A 24,248-nucleotide genomic window follows, 5' to 3' on the forward strand; every position below is an offset into this window, starting at 1 on the left:
ATGTTGAATCTGCATCAGGTGTCACTGACGCTCAATGGCGCCCAGCTGTTGGAAGACATCACGCTGGCATGCCCAGCCGGCAGCCTGACCGCTCTGATCGGCCCCAATGGCGCAGGCAAATCGACCCTGCTGGGACTGATGGCCGGTGATCGTCTCCCAAGCAAGGGCGAACTGAGACTGGAAGGCCGCTCCATCGCGGAGTACAGCGTTCGCGATCTTGCCGCCAGGCGCGCCGTGATGCCACAGGACAACGTGCTGCGCTTCGCCTATCGAGTCGATGAAGTCGTCGCCATGGGACGCGCCCTGCGCGACCTCCCGCCGAACGAGGATGACGTCTGCATCGCGAAGGCCATGGCCGATGTGGAAATCCTTCATCTGGCCAGCCGCGATGCCATGACCCTGTCCGGCGGCGAACAGGCACGCACCACCTTTGCCCGAGTGCGCGTCCAGGAGGCGTCGCTGCTGTTGCTCGATGAGCCGACCGCGGCGCTGGATCTGCGCCATCAGGAGCGCCTCCTGCAACTGGCCGCACAGTGGGCCTCACGCGGGCACTGCGTGGTCGCCGTGATGCATGACCTGAATCTCGCAGCCGCTCATGCCGACCGATTGGTCCTGCTCGATCAAGGCCGGCTGGTCGCGCAGGGCACACCCTGGCAGGTACTGGAGCAGCAACGTCTGTCCCGCGTCTACCGCCAGCCTGTCTGCGTGATGTCTCACCCTCACCGTCATTGTCCGGTGGTCGTCACGACCCACCACGCTCACCCCCCGCATGACGCTCTTGAACCCCAAGAGCCTCTTGAGTCGCATGACTTTCTTGAACCCCAGGCATCTCCCGAAAAGGCCCCCTCATGACCGACACTCTGAATCGCGCCAACGTGGCGCACACCCTCGAACGAGAACACGCCCTGGCGCGCCACCAGGCGGAGACACGCCGCCAGGAACGCGAGGCCCGTGCAGCCAGCGGTGACAGTGGCACCGCGCTGCGCCGCTCCGGGAAAGACTTCCGCGACGCCAGTCATTTTCAACATGCCTACCTGTCCATCGACCCGGCCCAGGGCGCATTGCTGTACATGCTGGCGCGCGCCGCAAAGGCGCGTCACTTCGTCGAGTTCGGCAGCTCCTTCGGTATCTCCACCCTCTATCTGGCCGCGGCTGCCGAAGACAATGACGGCCAGGTGATCGGCAGCGAGTACTACGCCAACAAGCGAGAGCACGCTCTTAACAACCTGCGTGATGCCGGCCTTGAGCACCGCGTCGACATTCGCTTCGGGGATGCGATGGAAACCCTCGCGGATGTTGGCGACAGCATCGATTTCCTGTTTCTCGATGGCGAAAAGTCGCTCTACCTCCCTGTACTGGCCCTGCTGAAACCCCGCCTGGCGCCCGGCGCCTTCGTGGTCGCCGACAATCTGGATCACTTCGAGGGCGTGCCGGGTGATTTTCGCCACGAGATCCAGCACGCAGAAGACTTCACATCGCGCCTGATCCCCTTCGGCAAAGGCATGCTCAGCGTTTCTCGCTATCAGGATTGATATCTGCGCAGTATCGAGCCGGCCCTCAAGAAGGCCGGCCTTCCAATGCCGCCCCCGTGACTCCCTGAAACCAATAACGATCAAGGGACCCCACACACCTCATGAACCAGCCCCATACGCTCACCGTCAGTTCTCGTCGGCTTGCCGCCAGTTGCGCCTCACTGTGCTGTCTCGCTGGCAGTGTCCAGGCACAGGAAACCCTCGAATCGCTAGAGACCATGACCGTCACCTCTGCCTCAGCGTCCGGCTACGCCGTGGACCCCATGAATGCCCCCGCCAGCATCACGGTCGTCACTCGCGATCAGCTGGAGGGCAAGTCATATCGGGACATCAGCGAAGCGCTGCAGGATGTGCCTGGCGTCTACGTGGACGATGGTCCGTCCAGCAAGGGAGGCACGGGCGAGATCTCGATTCGCGGCCTGGATGCCAAGTACACCCTCATCCTGGTCGATGGCATCCCTCAGGGCTCCCAGCAGGCGTATTACAACGGCTATGGCTCGGGCGCTGAGTTCGGCTGGCTGCCCCCCATCTCGGCCATCGAGCGCATCGAGGTAATTCGCGGCCCGATGTCGACCCTGTATGGCTCCGATGCGCTGGGCGGAGTCATCAATGTCATTACCCGCCCCACCGGCCGGGACTGGAGCGGCTCACTGAATCTCGACACCCTGATCCAGGAAGACTCCGATTCCGGCAACCGTCAGAAGGCCCAGTTCCGCGTCAGCGGTCCTCTGATCGAGAACCGGCTGTCCGCGACGATCACCGGCTCCACCCTGCAGCGCGATGAAGACCATCGCGAAGGTGGCTACAGCGACTACGAGCGCCACGACCTCAATGCCAAGCTGGCCTGGACCCCCGACACCGACAACCGGCTCTCGCTGGAAGTCGGCCGAGGGACCCAGGACACCCTGGCCGATGCCGAACGCACGGGCAGCGACCACGATCTGGAAACCGAGCGCCAACACCAGACTCTGCGGCATACCCACGAATGGAAAGATGGGCTGACCACTCGCAGCTATCTGCAACGTGAAACGCTTGAGCAGGATGACAACAGCTATCACTCCACCTACGAACGAGTGACAGCCAACAGTGCCACCGTGATGTCCTTCGGCGCTCACCTGCTGACGCTAGGTGCCCAGTACCGGGAGCAGAGCACGGAAAATCCGGGACGTGGCTTCGGCGAGGAGAATCTCGAGCGCTGGGACATGGCATTGTTCGCCGAGGATGAGTGGTTCCTGACCGAGCGTTTCGCCCTGACTACCGGTGTGCGCTGGGTCGATGACGAGAATTACGGTGATGAGATCGTGCCGCGACTGTACGGCGTCTATACCGCCACACCGCAGCTGACCTTCAAGGGTGGCGTGAGTGCGGGTTACCGAACCCCGGATCTGAAGGAAGGCGATTCCAACTGGATAGAGGGTGGCGGCGGGCCTGGTTGCGCAGACTGTCGCAATGTCGGCAACTCCGACCTTGAGCCGGAAAAGAGCACCACCTATGAAATCGCTGCCCTATGGCAAGGCGATGATGGGCTGAGTGCAGGCGCGACGCTCTACCACACCGATTATCGGGACAAGATCGACTCCCCCGTGGTCTGCGACACGCGCGAGGGCGATGCCAGCTGCCGGTATCAGGGCGATGACTACACCGCAATCTATCAGTACATCAATGTCGACAAGGCCACCGTCAATGGGGTCGAACTGAATCTGGGGATGCCGTTGGGCGAACGCGTCGACCTGCGAGCCACCTACAGCTTCACTGACAGCGAACAGCGCAGCGGTGACAATCAGGGATTGCCGCTCAATGATCAGCCTCGCCACCGCGCGACCCTGGGGCTGGACTGGCAGGCCTCTCCCCGCACGCGGGTATGGTCCCAGGCTCGCTACAAGGGAGAGGCAGAGCAGGTCGCCACCAACAGCGGGCTAAGCGATGCCTACCCCAGCTATACCCTGGTGGATGTCGGTGTCCGTCATCGACTGAATTCGACCGTCACACTCTACGGCGGCATCTACAACCTCTTCGACAAGACCATTGATCAGGACACCTATGGCACGGTGCTGGATGGCCGCCGCTTCAATACCGGACTACAGGTACAATTCTGACGTTCGGGCACCAATACGACCCAAAAGCGTCTGACACCCCGTAACACCGAGCAGCGGATGAGCCCTGACTGCCATCCGCTGCTTCTCATGACAGCGCGCCGCGCACTCTTTTCTTCATCCAAAGGCGTCTCGATGTTTCCTCCGGTTGACTCTGATCACGGCCCTTCCCTGCCACCCTCTGACGTACCCAATGCCCTGCCACTGGGCATGCCGGCGACACGCAAGCTGTCTGCCCATGACCTGGGCCTGGTGACCCTCGCCCTGCTCGACGCGGAGAAAAGCTACGGCAGTCAGCTTGGGGATCGCATCGAGGCGCTCTCCAATGGCTTCTATCGCCCGAGCCCCGGCATGCTCTATCCGGTGCTCGGGCGTCTCGCCGAGCAGGGGCTGATCACGCAACAACGTGAAGGCCGCCGCAAGTACTACAGCCTGACTCGGGAAGGCAGCACCTATCTGACGGAGCACCATGCCAGCGCCCAACAGGTAAGGTCCCGCCTGGACTCGGCAGGCCGCAAGCTCAATGCCCTGTTCGCTGACTTGCGCCACAGCCTCGCGGACGAGACGCAGGCCATGCCGTTGGCACAGGAGCTGCTGACCGCGCGGATGGACATGAAAGCTGCCTTGCATGAAAGCCGCGGCGCCTCGCCTGAAGCACAGCGACGCATATTGCAACTGTTGCAGGAAACCATAGCGCGCATTCGCCATGAAGCCCGTGAATGAGGATAGAAAGGCAAGGGAGATGTACAGGCAGATTGCCTACGATATTTCACCACCTGGATTCTTGCCCTCTATAACAGAAGCAAGATTTTGGGCGCTCTGTCCGTGAAAGCATGACAGCTCGTCATGGAGGGGGGCTGAGCTGGCTCCTGGCCTATGGCATCACGATTGACTCACAGCGGTGTGAGTCGTTGTCTGCCTGACGCAATATGCTTGACACCCGACTCAAAGTATTTTTCTCGAAGCACTCAGGTGAAATGATAGCGACAAGAATGAGCGCAATCTGTATGTCCCATAATCCATCGAAGCAACATGAACCAGATTTTGTGCCAGGAGGCGCAAAGGCTCATCCACTCGGTTCACGCTTGTAATTGCGGGCAGACGCCATAGCTTCCAGCTCACATGGCCCCTGAGCCTCAAGACGCTTGCATTCCCTACCCTTGAGAACAGAGGCCCTGGATAATTGCTGGGCGTTTCATCACGACTGATGACGCTACCCTTGGATAGGCGCTTTTTCCTGGGTGCTTAGCCCCCCTCTTGCCGCTCGGCCCCGGTTTGCAAGGATAATGGGGGGATTTTCAGTGTGAACTCACACTGTCTGCCAACTCCATGAATGCCTTGCGCGGTGAGGTAGATCGGCCAGTGATGATATCGATGATCCAGTGAGCATCAATACTGAAAGGCTTGTCAGCGAACGGTCCTGAGATCTGAGTATTTGGCTGCCGACAAGAGTTAAACGTAGGCTCAACGTATAGAATGTATCAGAGAATGACAGTCTCAATAATGTCGTCTCTGTCCATAAGTGACACAAACATATGCAACCTATATTATATAGCTTCACATCGTAACGAGTAGATTGATATGAAATTGCTAGCAAAGGCGGCACTCGTCGCATGCCTCCTGATCACAGCTGCTACACCAGCTTTGAGTGAAACTCCTGAGGAATATATTCAGCGGATAACGATTTCCGCAGAGGAAGGAAATAGCCAGGCACAGGAGACTTTAGCAACATATTACTCGAGTGGTGAATATGGTTTACCGCAGGACGACAGTAAAGCTGCGCATTGGTATGAACTGGCAGCAGAACAAGGGCAATGGTCTGCACAGGTAACACTTGCCACTCATTATCTTAATGGTATTGGAGTTCCTAATGATGATGAAAAAGCGGCTTACTGGTTAAAAAAAGCAGTACAGCCGGATACGCCCAGACCGAACTATTTACTGGGATATATGTATCAAACCGGTCGTGGCGTACCGAAAGATAAAGCAAAAGCCGCTGAATTCTATCGCCAAGCGACACTGAGGGGTTATCAACCAGCGCTGTTTTCGCTTGGACATATGTACTTTGAAGGGTCTGGCGTAGAACAGGACTATAGTAAATCCCTTGAGCTATTCAAACAAGCCGCGCAGTGGGGAGACGCCCCTTCACAAAACATGCTTGGCCATTTATATGAACACGGATTTGGTACCGAGAAAAATATGGAATTGGCAATCAAGTGGTATCGCAATTCCGCCTCTCAGGGGCACGTAAACGGTTACATCAGCCTAGGAGAGCTTTACAGACATGGCAAGTCTCTTCCTGAGAACAAAACATTAGCGTACGCATATTATATGATAGCAGAAGATAAAGGTTACCAGGATGCAGCGCCAGAACTTAGGGATATCGCCAAGGGGCTGTCTACAGAACAAATCAAGCAAGCCGAGCGCCTTGCAAGTCATCGTAATGCTAATGATCCGCTACCGACACCGGAAAACTTATAAATAAGCATGATTGAACGACAGCTGTTTTGTGATGATGACGCTTGATCTAGTTCACCCAAGGTGATTGTATCGCATGTCGTTACGGGTCTCGATATACTATCTACAACCTACAGGCCTCGTCTGATTTACGACAATCACAGTGATTCATCAAGTGAATAACAAATCAGACGAGTCCTGACAGTCAACCGTAAACGATAAGCATGAAGGGTCTTTTGCAAGCCGACTGGTCACGTGTTCACGGCTATCGAAACGAAAGCAACTGCATAGCGATATCTTCCTGAACAGCAGCCCGTTGTGCGTATGCTGGATAAAGTCAAACCACACATGAAATGTCGAAGAGCCCTTTAAGTCTACGGTGAGCCCTATACGTTCATCGGCTTCGGCGGGCTTTGCCGGGATGTGGTGATGACCACTGAGCTGGCGGAGCAACTGGAACGTTTGAGGCAACCCAGCCCCAGAGAGAACAATGACAGAGGGGCCGCCACGTGCAGTACTACAAACTACATGTCGAGGACTCGACAATGAAGCAATGGATTGCAGGGGCCGCCCTGGGAGCCCTGTTCACCCTGCCGGCTGTGGCGATCGCCAAAGAGTACCAGGTGCCACCCTCCTCGAGCGGTATGTCCACTGCCTATATCTCTGATGAGGCGATGGAGCGATGCATCATCATGTACAACCAGATGCTCGACCTGGAACGTCAGCTCTCCGAGGACTCCCGCACGCTGGATCTCTACAACCAGTCTGCGGTGAATGCCTATAACCAGCGGGTGGACGAACAGCGTCGCTTATCCAGTCAGTTCAACCATGACTGCGCCGGCAAGTCGTCCGAGAGCGCGCGCCGGGCAGCAGAAGCCCTCAACAACAGTCAGCAGGCGCGGTGAAGGGAGTCGGCACCGGCCCCCATGACTCGCGCAAGAGAACCGGAATAATTCACTTTCAGAGGAACGCATGAAGCAGCTAACTGCCGGATTGAACACGACACTGCAAGACCATCAACTCGCCGTCGATATTACAACGGAGTTCGCACCGGGCTTCGCTGGCGAGGTGGATAAATCGATCTTCTTGCTGGGCAAGGATGGCAAGGTCCGTTCCGACAGCGACTTCATTTTCTATAACCAGCCGGAAACGGGCGATGGCTCGGTCAAGATGACGAATGATCAGTTCATGATCGACCTGTCGCGCGTTCCTGCCGATGTGGAAAGGCTGGCCATTACGATCGTGCTCGATGGGGAGGAAGCCTTCAGCAAAGCGTCGTCTATCCGGCTGTCCGTGAAAGGTGTCGCCGAGTTCTCGCCAGACCCCAAGAACCTGTCCGTCACCTCGCTCATCCTGGGGCAATTCTATCGCCATAACAGCGATTGGAAGTTCAAGGCGATCGGTGCCGGCTTCGAAGGCGGCCTTGCCCCCCTGGCGACCAATTATGGCGTTCACGTCGGCTATAAGTCAGAGGCTGATACCCCGCCCCCGCCCCCGACCCCCGCGTCCGCGCCAGCCCCAGCCCCAGCCCCAGCCCCGAAAATCGACATCGAGAAGGCGCTGTCAGTCAAACTGGAGCAGCACGCCCCCAAGCTGATCGACTTCGCCAAGCCGATCGCGCTCAATCTCAAGAAGCACAACCTGGAGGATGTCACGGCCCGTGTGGCGTTTGTCCTCGATGGCTCTGGTTCAATGTATTCCCAGTACCATAAGGGCCATGTTCAGCAGGTCCTAGAGCGTATCGTGCCGCTGGCGCTTCAACTAGACAATGATGGCCAGATCGAATTCTGGGCCTTCGCCTCCAAGTTCAAGAAGTACGGCAACGTCTCGGTCAACAACTATGAGAACTACATCGAGCGGACCCGGAATGTCAGCAAACTGTTCCCCTTCACTATCTTCCGTGGGCTGGGCGCCGGCAATAATGAGAAGGATGTCATGGAAGACGTAGTCCGGCACTTCGCCGGGGCTTCGGAACCCGTGCTGGTGATCTTTATATCGGATGGGGGGATTACACAGTCGCGCAAGATAGAAAAGGTGATCCGGGAGTCATGCAGACAGCCGATTTTCTGGCAGTTTGTCGGCTTGGGCGGCCAGGACTATGGCATCCTGGAGAACCTGGATGACCTCCAAGGCAGAGACATCGACAATTCTGACTTCTTCAACATAGACAACTTCACCAACGTCACGGATGACAGTCTCTACGCGCAATTGCTCAATGAATTTCCCGGTTGGCTGCGCACGATGAAGTCAAACGCATTGCTGTAACCCAGCCTCGCCAATGACAGGGCGCCCAAGCCCGTCTTCGCTTGGGTGCCCGTGGGGCTCGCGCACAGCCCCCGCCACCGGCGCCTCAGAACTCCTGCTGTTCCCCGACGGCCACCAGTCGATTCAGATAGTCTGCCTCCTCTTCGCTCAAACGACGCTGCCACCTGGCCAACGACGCTTTCGCGCGCAGGTACATGAACGGCAGGCTTGTCAGAGGCAGAACGACGAAGAATAGCCACCAGTTGAGCTCACTGAAGCCCGGTGATGCGGTATCCACCAGGCCAACGTTGGACAGTACGGTTGGGGCGAAGCACAGCATGACGGTCACGGCAATGGCCGGAATCGGAAGGGTTGGGCTGCGAGCCGCGACGATCTGGACGCACTCCTCGAAGCAGTATCCCCGCTCATCGAGAATCGGCACGTCCAGGGGAGGCTCGATGAATTGCAGTAGCTTGGCCAGTTGCTGCATCTCGTCCTGGCTGGGCCGTCGGAAGGTTCTATACTGACCGTCCCGAAATAGTAGGCCGATTATTTTAGGCCGAGCGCCAATTAGTCGTTCGGCACCCAGAGTATTTTTGTCATTCTTTAATAGGTGCTCTCTATGGACAGGGTGATCACTGGTCTCGCCGTCCACGATGACTTGCTGCAAGTGACGCAAATCCCACGCAAGCACCGTGTCTGTCAATTTTTCCTGGCCTGTGATGCGCGGCAGAAGGCAAGTGCCATAGATACTATATTGTCGGCCAGTCTCTGTACTGATCATGATTCCTCCAAACAAGGATAGTGTCGCACGGCTCAATAACCGATCTTCGACGGCGATAACGGGTCAGTCATGACCAAAAAATGCCACAGGTGGACGGCCTGTGGCATTCAACATACTTCAGCTACGGACGAAGTTCACTCGATGAAGCCGCCCCAAGATTCGACTTCTTCTTCACCGTATTCCTTCTTCCATTCCTTGAGGCCCTTGTGATTACCGCCACGGGTCTCGATCACTTCGTTGGTATGCGGGTTGACGTACTTCTTCATGCGACGCTTCTGGCGAGTGCTAGACGCTTTCGGTGCAGATTCATCAACCGCTTCCGGCTTGATCAGCGCGACCATTTCGTCCGCAGACATTTGATACTCTTCCTGCAGCGCATGAAGCTTTTCTTTCACTTCCATCGCGCGCTGGAACTTGGGGTCGCTTTGCATCTTCTCGTAATCGAGCTGGGCTTGCTTGAGTCGAGCTTCCGCTTCAATAAAACGCTTCAGTACTGCAGACATGGGATTTACCTCGTTAGGCAGAACAGCAGGGACAAAAATTAATTAGTGACTGGGTTCAATATAACAAGAAACGCCCATGAGCAAACCCATTTTTTAAAAAATAAGCCCTACCGTGTGGCAGGGCTAGAAATATGCAAGATAACGGGATTTTTATAGACTGCGTTGCATGGCACGCTCCCAGCCAAGGCCATGATTTGGTCCGACGGTCAGGTCAACTAGCCAGTGTGTCTAAAATCGCATCGCTGCATAGCCCGCCAGCAGGCTGGTAAATAACAACTGCCCCGAATAATGCGGAACATAAGCGAGCGATTCAATGACGACCTCGGCGCGTACAGCCATGCTGTAACGGTCACAATGCCAATCATGATGGTGATCAACAGTAATAACACGACATCCAGCGCTACGAACCCGCCCTTCTGGAACGCATAGTCTTCGTAGTGCCACCCTTCATACTTGACTGTATGCAGAAGGTTGCAGGCCAGGCTGAGCAGCGACAGCATCATGACGGCAGCGGACAGATGGAACTTGGCGCCAATACCATCCTGCAACCGCCAGATATTCCATGCCGCGATGACCAGCACCAGACTCGCGACCTCGGTGAGCTCCCCGAGATCCTCTCGCTTGCCGGCTGTCAGTGCCCGGCGTCATGCATCCTGAAGTTGCTCCACTCCTGCCCTTCTACCTTGTGATTATCTTGGGCTAGCTCGTGGGGGTTGCCCTCTGCGTGGACGGTAGCCAATCGCGCGGAGTGTTATTCAATTCAGGAGTACGCACCAAGTGATTGACTGATCAGCTCCTGTATAACTTCCCAATACCGGGACTTTTCTACGACTATAAGCCCATCGAGACCCTTGGAGGTTTTGCCAAACACGAAGCCTTCGCTTCATTGTAATTGTAGTTAGCATATTGAATGTTCATAGGTAAATCACTCCAATTAATGATCCCTGACCCATCACTCACTTATGATCAAAGCACTTCTCAAGCTCTGCCAGGTGGCGCCGATTTGTGGCCCTGCCGTGTGGTAGCCGGTTATTCCAATCGCTTTAACCACCTTGTTTCTTACGCCGGGCTCCAATCGTTAACCTTTCTAGGTTGTCACTAGCAGATAGGCCAAGAGCTGAATCGGACACATCGATAAGCCACCTAATGGAGGCAATGGAAGTGTTCATAATCAAGAAACCTCGATGTCGAGTGTCCAATGAATTCAAGGCGTATGCGGTGAGCCTGGTGACCAATCGGGGTATTCCGTATCCGAGGCCGCCCGGCGCCTGGGAATAGAGCGCAGCATGCTAGACCGTTGGTGTCGCAAGCACCATCAGCAGGTTTCCAGCAACCCCGAGCGGCAGGAGGACGATCGTAACGGCAAGATAAAAACACTCCGCGAAGAAATTAATAAGCTTCAGGTGGACAAGGACATTCTAAATAACTGGCAGCTTTCTTCGCCAAAGAGTCGAGCTGAGATACCAGTTCATCGAGTCGCAGAAGGCCGCCTACCCCGTTGCCGTGGAGTGTCGAGTCATGCGGGTCAGCCGGAGCGGTTTCTATGCCTGGCGCCAGTGTGGTCCTGATGGCCATCGACAGGCCTTGCCCCGAAAGACCAGAGAGATCCATCGCCGGAAGCGCGGTAGCTACGGCAGACACCGCATGACCAAAGAGCTGGAGCGCCGTGGCTGCCAAGTTGGCCGTTACCAGATCCGCAGCCTGATGCGGGAAGCCGGCGCCGAGGCACGGTAACGGCGATGCTGGCGTCATGCGACCGACAGTCAGCACATCCTGCCGGTGGCGCCCAACCTGTTGAACGGCCAATTCATGGTAGCGGCGCCGAACTTGGATTAGGTAGCCGATATCATAGCCTTCTGGACGCTGGAAGAATGGCTCTATCTGGCGGCGGTGCTCAACCTCCACGACTGGCAGCTGGTGGGCTGGGCAATGGCAAATCACATGTGCACGCAGTTGGTTCTGGACGCCCTGGAGATGGCTGTGGGGCGCCGGCAGCCCAAGAGTGTGTTGTTCCATCACAGCAACCGAGGCAGCCAATACTCATCGCATGACTACCGATCCACGCTGGATCGGCACGAGCTCCAGGCCCAGGGAATTGCTGGGACAATGCCTTCATGGAGCCCTTCTTCGGCTCACTGAAAAGTGATCGACTGGCTGACCAAGGATATGAAACTCGCCAGACAGCACGGAGCGATGTTGTCGAATATTTCGAGATGGTGCATGACGGCTGCCGGCTCCACTCGCCCCTCAGCTAACAGTCACCGAGGGAGATCTAACTGGCAGCTGCGGCTTAAAATGTGTCCGCCCTCAGGGGACCAGCACAAAAGGTGAATCGACTTCTCCCCCATGAAAAGTCCTTCTTGCGAAAGTACTAAGAAGAGCATGGCCCCGGCATTCTCGCGGAGGTAATGGATCTACCATACGGCACGATAAATGCCGCAGCCTGGCCCATGAGGCTAAAGCCAATAGCCCACAGGCAGAGAGTCACCGGTGTTGTTGGCGGAACGATTCCCATGACCCGCTTTTGGTAGAGGCTCATGCCGCGGGAAAGACCATGAAGGACGTGGCCAGCATGCTCGGCATCAGCATTGTAACGGTTGCCAAGCATGCCAAGCGACTCGGGCTGAGCTTTCGATATAAACGGAGTCGGCCTGAAGCAATGTAATTATATTACACTTTTCCAGATAATCTTTTTAAATGGGTAGTGTCTCCGTAGTTTTTTCTTTTACATACCCAATTTTCCAATTGTACGTCAATTACCCAACATAGAATACAGTTTGCCACCATTAATCCAATAAATGTCGCCGTCGGATATGTTAATCTTAATCCAGTAGAGGTAAACCAAGCCAGTCCAATACCGAACAATGTCATAAAGATAGTACCCGTTATAAACCGTATCCACAACAAATAAGTAAAGTAATTTAGTCCATGACGTTCCAATAAGCTATCAATATCGACGTGGTCGTAATAGTTTAATACAACGAGCTTTGGGCCATCAAAACCAGCTTTCTGTGAGATTTTAAATCGAGATGAGTTACTTGCGCTAGTTGTTTCACGAGTCAGTAACACGCCTGAGGCTTCAGTATACTTCTCAACATTTAGTTCACAAAAACAATCAGCCTCAGGCGGCATGATCAGTTGACAATTACCAATGAAGTAAAATGACGCGGTGGGACCATTAGGATGACTGATGTCGACCTTCCTAAGCGGCCCTTGTACAAGAGCTCTTTCTTTATGCAGGACGTACTTACAGGTACGTGAAGTATTTATCAGAACCTTCCCAAAGAAAGCAATAAGACAAATGATCAGTGAGGCACCAATGACCTGGCCATCCAATCGTCTGGCATCGAATAACATGAATAACTCAAAGGCTACACTCACCAAAATAAGAAAAACACCTGCGAAGAATAAGAAATACGCTGCTAAATTCGTATTTCTATGCGCTTTTACAGCATACTGTATCTCACGAAAACTTAATAATCCCGGATTTTCTTTTAACAAATTACACCTCAAGAAACTTGGTATCACACATTGAAAAGGCAATCTAGCGCCAGTTCTTAGTTATCATTCGACAGCTTACCCGACAGCCGCTGAAGATGGGACGCTGATCGATAATCTGTCTTCTTGCCAAATAGCACCTCAAGCTTGGAGTCGAACTTGATGGCGACAAAGATACTACCCACAATGGTTGCTACAAGAACTGCCACTGACCACAGAAAATAAATTCCAGAAAATAGGAACCATGCCGTCGCGGCTAGTATCGGTAATGATACGATGCAATCTTTCTTTACCTCAAACCAGAATCGTTCTTTGAAATATCCTAGACCGTAATTATCTAGCAAGGCGCTTATATTGATATATTTACCATAGTTCAGAACGATAAATGTGCTTATGTCTTTATTTGTTGTATTAACCAGTTTGGCCTTTTTGCGAAACAGAAAATGGTTATTCCTTTTTTCTCGAATCGCCACTCCCTCCACTACGACATGCGAATTAATGTCCGGATAACATAGCGGCGCTCCACCATATGGCCAAAATATTTGAGTCTCGCCCACAAAGAATATTTCACCATTCTTACCTTTTGCATTATAGATGATTTGGCGCTTTAGAATCCCTGAAAGCTTGGTTTTCTGCTTGCTTAATTCTGGTCTAATGTAACAAGAGGCATACACCATCATAATACCGAATACAAAGAAAACGCTAGCAATAGCATATGAAAGCCAGCTAATCCAGCCAATATACGGCATGATCGACGAAATAAACGTAACGTAGGCGATACTTACTATTATCGAACCAAGACCAATGCTCAATACAAATGTCAAGAATCTGTGAGCGTCTTTCATGCACATGCGCGCATAATGCATCTCACGATAATCCAACAGTTCGTCGTTCGACTCTGTCATACATATCCACCTTTACTAGACTTTCTTGCATGCAATTACATTCACTTTATTAGGAATTTATTGTACTATCTGGGACTGAATACCGGAAGCTCTAAACAACACCTCTATCAGAGAAATGCGTCATGCCCGAAAAAATACTTTCCAAAGCCTCTGCTGAGGATTTACCTGCCACGGTAAAAATAACGCTCCCCGAGAAGAATGAGTTTTATATGATGGTCTACTTTATCGGATATTCCATTCTTGCCATCGGTATTGGCATTTTCTTCTTCGGTCCCGACGAAGTGACTTATAATGTGCTACTTGGGCCCACATTCGAACAGATTCTGCTGGCTAACGGACTCACTGTCGCCACGCTGGGGTTGGCGATCTGTGGCCTGGCCGGGGCGCTCAAGAAAAAGAGTCTCGAGAACTACCTGATAGCCACCATGGCCAAAACAATCGATGCACTGGACTTTGATGACGAGGATGTGCCCGAGGGTTACGAGCTGTCGATGGTGTGGCTGGATGAATGCACCTTCCGTGTCGCGTTTGTCGAGAAGGATGAGGTGCTCGATGCCATGTTGGGGAGTGCCTCATGAGCAACCCCACACAGCGTAAGGTGAAGAAAACTCCCAATCCGATCCTGGTCTGGTCTGGCGTGTTTCTCCTCGTAGGTGCCTTCTGGCATCATTTCGCCAATACAGACCCGACACCGTCACGTATTTTGGCGGTGATTGGGATTGTCATCATGTATATCGGGTTTCATGCGAAGCCTGGGAAAACTTCCGATGAGGCGAGTACGGCCAACCAGGAGAATGCACCGGAAACCCCTCCAGCCGCGGGCACGGGCACGGGCACGGGCACGGGCACGAAGGCGGGCCCTGGCTCTGCAACGACAAATGACGGCTCAACGCTGAAAGATAAAGAAGCTATCAAAGAGACGATCGAGCTAAGATGTAACTGTATTATAGCCGGCCAAGTAATAGCAGCTATGATACTGGCCATGGGATTAAGTGCCAATAGCAACAATATGTACAATACAATCGTACTGGTGATGGTCTCGGGCTTTGGCTACCTTGGACTCTCACTTGTCGGCAATGGTTACTTGATCAGCAAATCGCATATTCATTATGCCTATGCGATTATTGGGGTCTTGGGCTACTTCGCGACACCCTTCGTCTTTATGCTTGGGTAATAATCCATGTCATTGGCAAACTCCCTCATTCATCACATGAGGGAGTTATCTGAGCTGATATCAACCCAACACCAACATCATCCCATCTGAAATAGCACGGTAGAGCCCTGATAGCCAAAGTACCGGTAAAAACAAGAACGGCATGATTAGCGGAATCAATATGATGGCCATAGGAGTGATAATCAGGAATCCCGTGACTCCCCAATCCGATCTCTTCTTCACCAGGGCCTTGGTCGCCTCGCTCTTATCAGAGAACAATTTCGCAGACCAGTGCTGATAAATCCTATGCTGGACATAAAACAGGACGACAAACAGCGGAACACACACCGCTTGTACCCAGTAAGGGAATATTGTCTGCCAGATACTCCGGATATCAATGAATACCGCCAACATCGGAATGATATGTACAGGGATCATGAAAGCAACAATGGCTTGGAACAATAATCGACCAATGGAAGCATCAACTTGGGTAGGCCACTGCTCGCGTGTCAGTCTCGCCACGATGTAAGCAGCAAATCCCAGCAGGGGCCCGACAAGCATATAGTTTGAATGACCTCTAGCATCAAACCACACCGCCCTGCCATAATTTTCAAGCAAGTAGATGACCACCATTCCCGCCCAGATCAACATGAACTTGATCAAGGACGTCTTATGGGGCAGCTGCCTGATGCGAGAATAAAAGAAGAAAACTGCTGCCAGGACAAGAGAAGGGATAATCAGTGTTGTGAAATCAAAATCCGGCTCAGGAAAGGGCGCTGAGGAGTGACCTGAACTTCCGTAGTGGGAGAAGCTGCTATGGCTGCTGGAGCGGGAAGAGAAAGCCAATGGGAGAGTCCTTGTGCGAGATGCCCACCACTGGCCCGGACAAGGTCAACGTGGTGAGCATGGAGAAGTCTGCGGAAATTCAGCCGTTGCGTTGCTCGAGGCACTGATCTGCCAGGCCATCTGCCTTCTGGTTCAGCATGGCTTTTGTGATTTCCGCTACCTTGGCCTCGCCGTCAGCCTCGAATTCATCCAGCTTCTCGAAGAGCATCTTGCATTTGGCGTCCTGCGTTGGCTGCCCCTTGATCGCCATCATGGTAAACGCCGCTGCCATTTTCTCTTGCTCAGTTGCCGGGGCCGGCGCGTTTACCACCCATATATAGATACCACCTATTATCACGATCGCTGTAATGAGGATGGTCAATAATACTTTCTTCATGAGGCACACATTCCTTGTCATACGTATTCGGCCATCCCTTGACCCACTGCCCATGCCATAAGCCGCTACCCACTGCTGTCAGCATCCGCTGCTGCGCGTCTGCCAACACGCTCTGGGTCCTTACCGTCAGGGCATTACCACTTCCACACGAGGGCGCCACATCGGGACGTCATGGCGCGATAGAGTGCCAAGGAAGGACATAGAGTGGAGCACCCGCCCTGCCCGATGAGGATCTGGCAGAGGCGGATGCCGTGGCGAGGGTACAGATTCGGAGGAAGAAGTTCGCCCCTATAGGGGTTGCGATGACCAAACCTCAGCGTTGCGTGATTTATATCGTGTGATCCTGGAACCAGACGAATGTGACGAGTGCTGGCCGGCCTCAACGGGTCAAGATCCGCCGGAGGTTGGTGACACCTTCCCTGAGAGCCGTTCGACATGAGTCGTCGATCCATAATCATTATGCTTGTCCAGCCATTGATCTATTTTCTCATCATAGGCGACCAACACCCATATAAGACCCAACACTGAAACAATAAAGCCCCCAACACCGACAGTTAGAGATAGCAGGGTTGTCTGGATGACTATTGCTAAATACATGAATATTGAAAACAATAGAACGATCAGCACGGCAAGGGAAAAATATTTTTTCACATTAGTCTGGAATCGTCTCTGGAAGTAATCGACTCCATAATTTCTAAGCAGTCGGCTTATATCGATTCCCTTCTGATAATTCAGAACAATCAGCATAGTCCCGTCTAGATTCAGTATTGTTCTCAATCGTCCAGCCGGAATGAAAGACAAATTCAAGGTGCTGTCAATATTAATCATGGCCCCTGAAAGCGATACCTGGCGCCCGACATCCTGTTCACGGATAAGTCCTGCTTCCATGGGCCAGAGTATCTGGCAGTCTCCGATATAATAGGATTCCGAATCAGGCCCATTCGAGTTCCTGATGGTGATTTTTTTAAGCAATCCTGTGACGGTCTGTCTCTTCTTATTTAATCGTAGTTTCCTGGACCACATCACTAGAGTCATAAATGCAAAAAAGGCTTCAAGCAGCAGGAATGCTGTAATGATACTGACGCTTTCTAGATCATAGTGATGTATTTGTTGATTGATTAGCCATATAACGGCTCCAATCATTGCGAGTGTTATCGGCCCAATGATCAATAACACTGTGCGTTGCTTATCTTGCGACCTTGTCATCTTGGCAGCATACGATAACTCCCGGTGATCCAGAAACTCATCCTGCGGATCTGTCATATCAACATCCCTGACTATCAATTTACGTGTATCGAGCATGTAACCCACTGAGCCTTTCGACTCAGTGGTTTTTAACCATTTGACGGATATTCGATTATGACCCACTTGTTGTAGGCATCTTTCCTGAAAGGCGCTCAGTATGGGATGACGAACCATAATCCACATGTTTATCCAGCCACTGATCGAGATTTTTTTGATTTGTCAGCATAAGAACAGTAAGGAATGCAGAAGAGCCAAACGCAAAAATAAAACCAGACTCTACGTCGTAACCATGCCATATCAGATAGCCGAAAAACACGAAGATAAGAGTAATCAGAGCACCGAGCGCTGAATATTTCTTCAGATTGATTTTAAAGCGACGCTGAAAGTAGTCTTTACCGTAGTTTTCGAGCAACTTACTTATATGAATGTCCTTTTTATAATCTAATACTATTAGCAGTGAACTCCCCGGCTTCAGCATTCGCCCTGTTTCGCCAGTCGGAAGAAACGACAGGTCAACTGCGCTATTCACATCAATTCTGGCACCAGAAATGGAAGTCTCGTGCCCGACATCCTGGTCGCGTATATCCCCTGCTTCCATTGGCCAGAGGATTTGGCAGTCATCAATGAAGTAAGTTTCCTTGTTTGCACCATTTTGATTTTCAGAGATGAATTTTTCCAGTTCCCCCGTCACGGTTTGTCTCTGCTTATTCAACTGGAGTTTTCTCGACCAGCCAAACACTGTCATCAGGACACCGCTTACCACAAGCACCAGTAGAGTCAAGTCAATTATAAGAGTTGTAAGAGACTCAAGATACATGTGTGTATGAATGAACCATATAAATACCGCACTGACTACGGTAGTGATAACCCCCCAGATTGCGAGTGCTCTCAGTTTCCTTCCCTGTGACTTAGTCATCTTCATTGCATAATAAAGCTCTCGATGATCCAAGTGCTCATCCTGAGATTCAAACATCCTACAAACTCCTGATTTTGGAATATTTCATTTTTGACTCTAGACGCTGAAATCGCCTCTAAGGATACGACAAGGCGTGATACGCTTCATGGCAATCATGGGTCGCCTGTGTCGTTGGTGCCCCTGTTGTAGACTCGAGGTTCCTTACGCGACATCGTACCGCCAGATATTACCCTTTGTGTAACTGATAAGCGAACGAAGTCCATTACGCATTTCACTGGAGACCGCCGGGAAGAATGCCAATAAGTAAAATCCGAATTCCGGGGTGATCCAATATGTCTCCGACTCCCAATCATAGCGAGATAGCACTTCGCCCTTCCCGGCATCCAGAAATAGGAATGAGGTAATTTGCGCATGTCTCACAAAATCTTCGTATAGATAATGTGATTCTGGCCCCACACTGTCACTCCAAAGCTTTAATAGACTGATTTCAAGTGGTCGGCTTATCCCATCCTTGTTCAATTTCTCCTGAAAATCCTGTTGTCCTTTTTGATACCCCTCATTGAATATCTTGCTTCGCTCATCCTGAAACACGTCGCTATTCTTAAAGCGAATCATGAATTGAGCCAGCTTATCCGCCTCCATCTCGCCCTTGATTTTCAGAAGATGCTCATATTTATTTCGTAATAGAAAATCGTAGGTGAGATAATCACACAGAAACACGCCAGGCTTGCTTCCATATTTGACCTCATACAACTCCTCCGAGTCGTATGAACTCACATTTTGCTCACTGATTTCTTGGATATAAGCATTTGGAGACACCCTGGGCTTATCTAAAGCATTGAATATGGCATTGGCACTATACATGCCATATTGGTTCACTTGGATCAGCTTGTTATTGATTCTCATGGTTACATCTCCTTCATGAAATAACGGCGCCGTGGCTCTCGCAGAATGGCGGTTACCGCTCAAGCTTTGCGCCGCTACCGCGCGATCCCTTGTCATTCTCGGTAACAGGATCACTTGCTCCGGGGTGGGTAACCTAGCCCCCGACCATTTGTATCAGCAGCAGTCGACTCCCCGGGGACGTCCCGGTCAGCAACTGCAGGCCTTCCTTCAGCTCAATCTGTGAGCCCACCGGGAGATCTTCGCCGCTCTGGACATTACGCAGGGACGGCATCCTCTCGTTGACCAGGAACCAACGGCCCTGATGCTGCACGAAATACCCCACGCGTGAGCGGTGCTCGGCCGCCAGCCGTTCGTTCGGTGTGATCGTGCGGTCGATGTGCCATGGGAACAGACTCTGGTTGGAGTACACCATGACCCGGTGGTTGTCGGGGCGGTAGCTGTCTCCGCGCTTCGAATACAGGTTGAGAATGGGGAGTTGGCCCTCGTAGGCCGTCCCACAGAATGGGCACTCTGGCGCCATCATGTTGTTGAACACGTACCACCCTTGGGCACACTCGCTGTTCTGGCAGGGTTGGATCAGATCCACCGTCTTGATCAGCGCGGCTTCCCATTCATCCGCACTGGGCCGTTTCTTGGGTGCATGCAGCCCCTCGATGAAGGCACGATCGAACAGCTCCTTCAGATACGGCCCCGCCACGGTGTACGGGAGCGCCTCGGGATCTTTCCAAGGCAGCTCCGTTGGCTTGGCCTCTGCGGGGTTGGCCCGATTGGAGTCATCTTCGGGATGCTCCACGAACAGCGCCCGCTCGCCCATCGTCAGGCGTTCGTCCTCACCGGGCTCCTGGGCATGCACCTTCCGGCCACGCAGCGGATGGCGCAGCAGCAACAGGGTGTAGACCATGACCGCCAGCGCATGCCGATCGGTGTAGATGCTCGGCAGCGCGCGGCCGGGGTCGGTCTTGTCCAGGTGACTGGTGGCCACGACTTCCGGCGCAATGAAGTCCGGCGTGCCGACCACTTCCGGCGGGAACCGGTCCGGCACGACCAGACCATCCACGTCGATGATGCACACCTGGCCGCTGGTGGGCGCCAGCAGCACGTTCTTGTAGCTCAGATCGCTGTGGGCCAGCCCTGCGGCATGCAGCCGGCGGATCGCGCGCGACAGGCGCAGACACAGCTGCAGGTAGGACAGCCAGTTACCGCGCTCGCGTTCATCCAGGAACTTGAACTGGTTGTTGGGCGCCGCGAACCACTTGCCCTCCTTGTCCTTGCCGCGGATCTTGAGCATGTCGTTGTTCAACGAGCCGTGCTCGAAGAAGAAGTGATCCCGGTAGAACGGAGCGACGACACCCACACGGCCATTGTGCTCCACGGTGGCGGTCGGCCAGCAGAACATCTGATCCCAGTAGTCACCACTGGCCTCGCCGAAGATACGCTCCCGGTACGGCCCGGTGATCATCTGCAGGCGCTGGCGTGAGGCCTCATCCAGCTCTGTCCGATAGAAGGCCACCACGTACTTCTTGTCCGGCGAGGCATAGACGTCCTTCATGCCACCGGTGGCGATGATCTTGTCGCGGAACTGCACCTGCTCCCCATTGGATGCCATGAGGGTCACGATAGGCTCACTCATTGATCAGACTCCTTGCGCTGTGGGTCAGCAGGCTCACCTGATTCGCGTTCCGCCTCCTCTACCGGGGCCACACTCTCCTCATGGAGCTCATCGGCCTCGGTTGTTTCCTCTGTCACAGATGGCTCTGCCGGCCGCTCAGCAACGGCTGGCGATGGCTCGGGCGCCTGCTCGGTTGCCGTGGGGTCCGGCACCATCAGCACAGCCAGGGTCCGGTCGTCGTGATGACCGGCCTTGAAGAAGTCCAGGTACTGCACCAGCGGGTCCTCTGCCACCACTTCCGGTCGGGCTGGATCACCCAGAACTGGCGCCAGCGTGTCGAACATCGACCACCAGTGATGTGCATTCTTCAGATCATTGTCGGAATCGAACAAAGGATCGGTCACGCCATCCGTCGCCAGTACCAGAGCGTCCAGCGCGGCAAACCGGTGGATCTTGATCCGCGGGTAGAAGTCCTCATCCGGTGCATTGAAGACCTTGGCATCGAGGAAGCGCGTCTGGCCGGCATGGGCTCCACCATCGACGTCGTTGAGCAGCTTGCCGCCACGTCCCCGTGTCAGGGCGGCAATGCCGCCATCGCCAATCCCGAAGGTAATGACCAGGCTGCCCCGCTCCGTGTGCTTGTGCAGCGCAAGTAGGGTGGTGGTGGAAAAGGCCTTGGCCGGCACTCCTGACTCGCGCGCGGCGGCGGCAATGGCTTGGTAGCCCGCGTGAAGACCGGTCAACACGCTGCCATGCAACGCCTGGGTGAGTGACTGCCGCATGGTGCCGTCACCATGCTCAATGAACTCGGTGGCCGCTGACTCCAGTGGGCAGTCGTCCGCCTCGAGATAGGCCTGCAGCCGATCGCCAGCATGAGTGCAGATCAACCGACTGCCCTCTCGCGACAAACCACATGACCCGGCACCATCCGCCACGATCAGTATGTGCCAGCCCGTCTCGGTGGCCCGGATCAGGCCATGGTCGTCACGCTGCAAGCCCTTGTGGGCATGTGAGCGGCCCCGCTGTGATGCCATCTGCATCCGCCAGCCGTTCCCCGACACAACGCGATCCACGTCGCAATCTGCCTTGGCATAGGGGGCGTCAGGGTCGGAGGGCAGATCCTTCCAGAGATCCCGGGGGTTTGGAATGACCGCCAGCTTTAGTGTGAAGCGAACCATCAACCGATCGTCCTGGGTATGGCCATTCACCCTCACTTCAGTGTTGCCGGCCGGGCCGAGCGTGCCGACCAATCGGTCGCCTTCTATGGTCAGATCATTGCCGCCGGCAGACTCCAGCACGAAGTAGGCACCCTCGGGTGCCGGGGTAGATGCCAGATCGCCCAGATCGCACTCATAGGGCTCACCTGATCGACCATTGGGGATGTTGCATCGGAAATCGTTCACGGCAGGCTCCTTGGGGGCGGTCGAGACTGAGGGGACATCGCCGGGCGCCAGTGGCGCGGGAACGGCGCCATCCTTCGGCGAAGTCGCCGTCTCCACCAGGAGATCGGGCAGCTCGAGTGGTTCGGGTGACGCAGGTGTGGGTATCTCGGCCAGGGGCATCGGCACCTCTGCTGCAGTCTCGACATCGTCGGTCGCCTCTGGCGGCTGTGCTTCAGACTCAGCACTGACACCCGCTTCCTGTCGTCGAGTAACGTCCTCTGTGGCCACGTCACGATTGTCATATGACAACGATCCGTCGGCTTGCTCGTGACGGTCTGGCTCAGCGCTGGACTCTGTGTTTGGCACTGGAGTTTCAGTCTCAGCGCAGGCGGCGACTTCTGGCGGCTGTGTCTCAGACTGAACGCTGGCGGACGCTTCGAGCGCTTCAGGGTCGGGGGCTTCACCAGCGCCATCATTGTCATACGACAACGGTTTCTGCTTGTGGGCATTCTCTTCCAGCGATGGATGATCGGTGTCATGCGCCTGGGCATCCGGGCCATTGCCCTGATCTTCCGCCACGTGATTCAGGTGGTGCTGAAACTCTTCTGCAAAGCGATCCACCATGGCCACCGCATCGGTGTGGTACAGCAACCGCTCCAACTCCTCCGTGCGGATATAACTGAGCCGCCCGGTCGTCAACAGCGCGAAGATCTGCGCGTAGTAGTCTTGCGAGTGCTTCATCCCAGCCCCCTGCCAATATCAAACCCGTCTGAACTGCCGGCACCGAAGTTGACCTCTCCATCACACCACGGGCAGGTCTGTTCTCCGGGGCCATCGCAGCACATCAGGTGATCGCAACGCCCCAGCGCGAAGGTGGTCGCCGCGCCGCAGTGCGGGCATGGCGCCACCCCTTCCAGCTGATTGGTGTTCACCTGAGTGGCGGGCGCCGTGCGCTCTGCCGTCCAGTCGAAATAGTCCTCCTCGAGGCCATAGCACCCTTCCAGCCCATAGACGCCCGTGGCGGCCTGGCCGCCGAAGCTGCCCAGCACATCCGGCATGTCCAGCGCCTGGTACTTGAGCAGATACGGCTTGCGGCTCTTGCTGCAGCGGCCCGTCAGCACCACAACCTGATCATCCTCCGGCGGCTTGCCCTCGCCCGCCTTCAGCAAGGAGATACCAGCATCACCGGCCTTGGCCAGTGAGATGCCCGGCGCGGCCGATCCGGGATCCAGCGCCTGGCTCTGGGCAGCGACGGACGCCGTTACCCACTGAGCGAACCGCGTCAACTCGTCCCCGCCACTGCCTTCCAGTGACAGCACATCGTCGGTGAGCTGCTGCAGCACCTGGGTATCGGCCCCCTTGCCGAGAGTCACGGCAATCAGGTGCGCGCGGCTGGCAAAGTGTTTCCGCCAGCGACGAATCGCGCTGTCAGTCCGGTCTGTCGGGCGGCCATCGGTCAGCAGATAGACGATGGGTTCCCAGTCACCCCGCTGGTCCGCCGTGGTCTTCTTCACCTCGACTTCAATGCGCGTCATCACCTCATCGAGAGCTTCCCCGAGGGCAGTGCCGCCCCCCAGGGGCAGACGCGGCGGGTAGAAGGACATCAGTTCGACCAGCGGCACGATCATGCCGGCGCGGCCGGCAAAGGCGATCACTGAGATGTGCACGGTTTCCAGAGCATGCGGGTCCTGGCGCAACTGGCCCACGATGCTCTCCATGGCCTTCTGCAGCTGCATCAAGGGTTCCCCGGCCATCGACTCCGATACGTCGAGACAGAAGAATATGGGGAGGCGTCTCAT

The 24,248-nt window shown here is 54.5% G+C and carries 22 protein-coding genes and 1 pseudogene; 10 read left to right on the forward strand and 13 right to left on the reverse strand.

Annotated elements, in window-relative coordinates:
• The 7 genes from QD356_RS07935 (at position 1) to QD356_RS07965 (ending at position 8,347) form a co-directional block, all read left to right on the forward strand.
• Positions 1-852 (forward strand): heme ABC transporter ATP-binding protein, encoded by an 852-nt coding sequence (locus QD356_RS07935; RefSeq protein WP_192837736.1) that lies wholly within the window; start codon positions 1-3, stop codon positions 850-852.
• A complete protein-coding gene (locus tag QD356_RS07940) occupies positions 849-1,532 on the forward strand; it encodes a class I SAM-dependent methyltransferase (RefSeq protein WP_192837735.1) in 684 nt (227 codons plus the stop codon). Before QD356_RS07935 ends, QD356_RS07940 begins: the two co-directional genes overlap by 4 nt.
• 101 nt (positions 1,533-1,633) lie before the next feature.
• A complete protein-coding gene (locus QD356_RS07945; protein WP_192837734.1) occupies positions 1,634-3,628 on the forward strand; it encodes a TonB-dependent receptor in 1,995 nt (664 codons plus the stop codon).
• A 132-nt stretch (positions 3,629-3,760) separates the two neighbouring features.
• The gene (locus tag QD356_RS07950; protein ID WP_192837733.1) at positions 3,761-4,348 is read left to right on the forward strand and encodes a PadR family transcriptional regulator; all 588 of its coding nucleotides are present in this window, start codon (positions 3,761-3,763) and stop codon (positions 4,346-4,348) included.
• Between the two features lie 858 nt (positions 4,349-5,206).
• A complete protein-coding gene (locus tag QD356_RS07955; protein WP_192837732.1) occupies positions 5,207-6,106 on the forward strand; it encodes a tetratricopeptide repeat protein in 900 nt (299 codons plus the stop codon).
• 521 nt (positions 6,107-6,627) lie between these two features.
• Positions 6,628-6,987 (forward strand): hypothetical protein, encoded by a 360-nt coding sequence (locus QD356_RS07960; RefSeq protein ID WP_192837731.1) that lies wholly within the window; start codon positions 6,628-6,630, stop codon positions 6,985-6,987.
• Between the two features lie 67 nt (positions 6,988-7,054).
• Complete coding sequence (locus QD356_RS07965; RefSeq protein WP_192837730.1) at positions 7,055-8,347, forward strand: VWA domain-containing protein; 1,293 nt, start codon at positions 7,055-7,057, stop codon at positions 8,345-8,347.
• A gap of 85 nt (positions 8,348-8,432) precedes the next feature.
• Here the strand turns inward: QD356_RS07965 and QD356_RS07970 are convergent, their stop codons facing one another.
• The 3 genes from QD356_RS07970 to QD356_RS07980 form a co-directional block, all read right to left on the reverse strand.
• Positions 8,433-8,816, reverse strand: coding sequence for a hypothetical protein (locus QD356_RS07970; RefSeq protein WP_192837729.1), 384 nt, complete (start codon positions 8,814-8,816; stop codon positions 8,433-8,435).
• A 428-nt stretch (positions 8,817-9,244) separates the two neighbouring features.
• Positions 9,245-9,613, reverse strand: a complete 369-nt coding sequence (locus QD356_RS07975; RefSeq protein WP_192837728.1) for a histone-like nucleoid-structuring protein, MvaT/MvaU family — start codon at positions 9,611-9,613, stop codon at positions 9,245-9,247.
• 215 nt (positions 9,614-9,828) lie between these two features.
• On the reverse strand, positions 9,829-10,194 hold the full coding sequence (locus QD356_RS07980) for a hypothetical protein (RefSeq protein WP_192837727.1): 366 nt from the start codon (positions 10,192-10,194) through the stop codon (positions 9,829-9,831).
• A gap of 586 nt (positions 10,195-10,780) precedes the next feature.
• Between QD356_RS07980 and QD356_RS07985 the strand changes: the two are divergent.
• A pseudogene (locus QD356_RS07985) lies at positions 10,781-11,868 on the forward strand (IS3 family transposase).
• Between the two features lie 415 nt (positions 11,869-12,283).
• Here the strand turns inward: QD356_RS07985 and QD356_RS07990 are convergent.
• Both QD356_RS07990 and QD356_RS07995 read right to left on the reverse strand, forming a co-directional pair.
• A complete protein-coding gene (locus QD356_RS07990) occupies positions 12,284-13,114 on the reverse strand; it encodes a hypothetical protein (protein ID WP_192837726.1) in 831 nt (276 codons plus the stop codon).
• Between the two features lie 56 nt (positions 13,115-13,170).
• Positions 13,171-14,016, reverse strand: coding sequence for a hypothetical protein (locus QD356_RS07995; RefSeq protein ID WP_192837725.1), 846 nt, complete (start codon positions 14,014-14,016; stop codon positions 13,171-13,173).
• A gap of 122 nt (positions 14,017-14,138) precedes the next feature.
• On the opposite strand from QD356_RS07995, the gene QD356_RS08000 reads away from it, so the two are divergent.
• Together QD356_RS08000 and QD356_RS08005 are read left to right on the forward strand one after the other, a co-directional pair.
• Positions 14,139-14,594 carry a hypothetical protein gene (locus tag QD356_RS08000; protein WP_192837724.1) on the forward strand — a complete coding sequence of 152 codons (456 nt, stop codon included), beginning with the start codon at positions 14,139-14,141 and terminating at the stop codon, positions 14,592-14,594.
• Positions 14,591-15,190 carry a hypothetical protein gene (locus QD356_RS08005; RefSeq protein ID WP_192837723.1) on the forward strand — a complete coding sequence of 200 codons (600 nt, stop codon included), beginning with the start codon at positions 14,591-14,593 and terminating at the stop codon, positions 15,188-15,190. The genes QD356_RS08000 and QD356_RS08005 overlap by 4 nt, the downstream gene beginning before the upstream one ends.
• Positions 15,191-15,250: 60 nt before the next feature.
• On the opposite strand, the gene QD356_RS08010 is transcribed toward QD356_RS08005, so the two are convergent.
• From QD356_RS08010 to QD356_RS08045, 8 genes are all read right to left on the reverse strand, one after another.
• The gene (locus QD356_RS08010) at positions 15,251-16,015 is read right to left on the reverse strand and encodes a hypothetical protein (protein ID WP_192837722.1); all 765 of its coding nucleotides are present in this window, start codon (positions 16,013-16,015) and stop codon (positions 15,251-15,253) included.
• 79 nt (positions 16,016-16,094) lie between these two features.
• The gene (locus tag QD356_RS08015) at positions 16,095-16,391 is read right to left on the reverse strand and encodes a hypothetical protein (RefSeq protein ID WP_192837721.1); all 297 of its coding nucleotides are present in this window, start codon (positions 16,389-16,391) and stop codon (positions 16,095-16,097) included.
• A 387-nt stretch (positions 16,392-16,778) separates the two neighbouring features.
• Positions 16,779-17,654, reverse strand: coding sequence for a hypothetical protein (locus QD356_RS08020; protein ID WP_192837720.1), 876 nt, complete (start codon positions 17,652-17,654; stop codon positions 16,779-16,781).
• Positions 17,655-17,748: 94 nt separating this feature from the next.
• Positions 17,749-18,609 carry a hypothetical protein gene (locus tag QD356_RS08025; RefSeq protein ID WP_192837719.1) on the reverse strand — a complete coding sequence of 287 codons (861 nt, stop codon included), beginning with the start codon at positions 18,607-18,609 and terminating at the stop codon, positions 17,749-17,751.
• Positions 18,610-18,753: 144 nt separating this feature from the next.
• Positions 18,754-19,458 (reverse strand): hypothetical protein, encoded by a 705-nt coding sequence (locus tag QD356_RS08030; RefSeq protein WP_192837718.1) that lies wholly within the window; start codon positions 19,456-19,458, stop codon positions 18,754-18,756.
• A gap of 133 nt (positions 19,459-19,591) precedes the next feature.
• Complete coding sequence (locus QD356_RS08035) at positions 19,592-21,088, reverse strand: kinase (RefSeq protein WP_192837717.1); 1,497 nt, start codon at positions 21,086-21,088, stop codon at positions 19,592-19,594.
• Positions 21,085-23,190, reverse strand: a complete 2,106-nt coding sequence (locus tag QD356_RS08040) for a PP2C family serine/threonine-protein phosphatase (RefSeq protein ID WP_192837716.1) — start codon at positions 23,188-23,190, stop codon at positions 21,085-21,087. Before QD356_RS08040 ends, QD356_RS08035 begins: the two co-directional genes overlap by 4 nt.
• The gene (locus QD356_RS08045) at positions 23,187-24,248 is read right to left on the reverse strand and encodes a TerY-C metal binding domain-containing protein (RefSeq protein WP_192837715.1); all 1,062 of its coding nucleotides are present in this window, start codon (positions 24,246-24,248) and stop codon (positions 23,187-23,189) included. The genes QD356_RS08040 and QD356_RS08045 overlap by 4 nt, the downstream gene beginning before the upstream one ends.

Source organism: Cobetia sp. 2AS (assembly GCF_029846355.1).
GTDB classification, from domain to species: Bacteria; Pseudomonadota; Gammaproteobacteria; order Pseudomonadales; family Halomonadaceae; genus Cobetia; species Cobetia amphilecti.

Bases quoted from the DNA above. Each gene is read 5' to 3' on its own strand.
- QD356_RS07935 (WP_192837736.1), top strand. From the start codon at position 1: ATGTTGAATCTGCATCAGGTGTCACTGACGCTCAATGGCGCCCAGCTG.
- QD356_RS07940 (WP_192837735.1), top strand. From the start codon at position 849: ATGACCGACACTCTGAATCGCGCCAACGTGGCGCACACCCTCGAACGA.
- QD356_RS07945 (WP_192837734.1), top strand. From the start codon at position 1,634: ATGAACCAGCCCCATACGCTCACCGTCAGTTCTCGTCGGCTTGCCGCC.
- QD356_RS07950 (WP_192837733.1), top strand. From the start codon at position 3,761: ATGTTTCCTCCGGTTGACTCTGATCACGGCCCTTCCCTGCCACCCTCT.
- QD356_RS07955 (WP_192837732.1), top strand. From the start codon at position 5,207: ATGAAATTGCTAGCAAAGGCGGCACTCGTCGCATGCCTCCTGATCACA.
- QD356_RS07960 (WP_192837731.1), top strand. From the start codon at position 6,628: ATGAAGCAATGGATTGCAGGGGCCGCCCTGGGAGCCCTGTTCACCCTG.
- QD356_RS07965 (WP_192837730.1), top strand. From the start codon at position 7,055: ATGAAGCAGCTAACTGCCGGATTGAACACGACACTGCAAGACCATCAA.
- QD356_RS07970 (WP_192837729.1), bottom strand. From the start codon at position 8,816: ATGCAGCAACTGGCCAAGCTACTGCAATTCATCGAGCCTCCCCTGGAC.
- QD356_RS07975 (WP_192837728.1), bottom strand. From the start codon at position 9,613: ATGTCTGCAGTACTGAAGCGTTTTATTGAAGCGGAAGCTCGACTCAAG.
- QD356_RS07995 (WP_192837725.1), bottom strand. From the start codon at position 14,016: ATGACAGAGTCGAACGACGAACTGTTGGATTATCGTGAGATGCATTAT.
- QD356_RS08000 (WP_192837724.1), top strand. From the start codon at position 14,139: ATGCCCGAAAAAATACTTTCCAAAGCCTCTGCTGAGGATTTACCTGCC.
- QD356_RS08005 (WP_192837723.1), top strand. From the start codon at position 14,591: ATGAGCAACCCCACACAGCGTAAGGTGAAGAAAACTCCCAATCCGATC.
- QD356_RS08015 (WP_192837721.1), bottom strand. From the start codon at position 16,391: ATGAAGAAAGTATTATTGACCATCCTCATTACAGCGATCGTGATAATA.
- QD356_RS08020 (WP_192837720.1), bottom strand. From the start codon at position 17,654: ATGACAGATCCGCAGGATGAGTTTCTGGATCACCGGGAGTTATCGTAT.
- QD356_RS08025 (WP_192837719.1), bottom strand. From the start codon at position 18,609: ATGTTTGAATCTCAGGATGAGCACTTGGATCATCGAGAGCTTTATTAT.
- QD356_RS08030 (WP_192837718.1), bottom strand. From the start codon at position 19,458: ATGAGAATCAATAACAAGCTGATCCAAGTGAACCAATATGGCATGTAT.
- QD356_RS08035 (WP_192837717.1), bottom strand. From the start codon at position 21,088: ATGAGTGAGCCTATCGTGACCCTCATGGCATCCAATGGGGAGCAGGTG.
- QD356_RS08040 (WP_192837716.1), bottom strand. From the start codon at position 23,190: ATGAAGCACTCGCAAGACTACTACGCGCAGATCTTCGCGCTGTTGACG.
- QD356_RS08045 (WP_192837715.1), bottom strand. From the start codon at position 24,248: ATGAGACGCCTCCCCATATTCTTCTGTCTCGACGTATCGGAGTCGATG.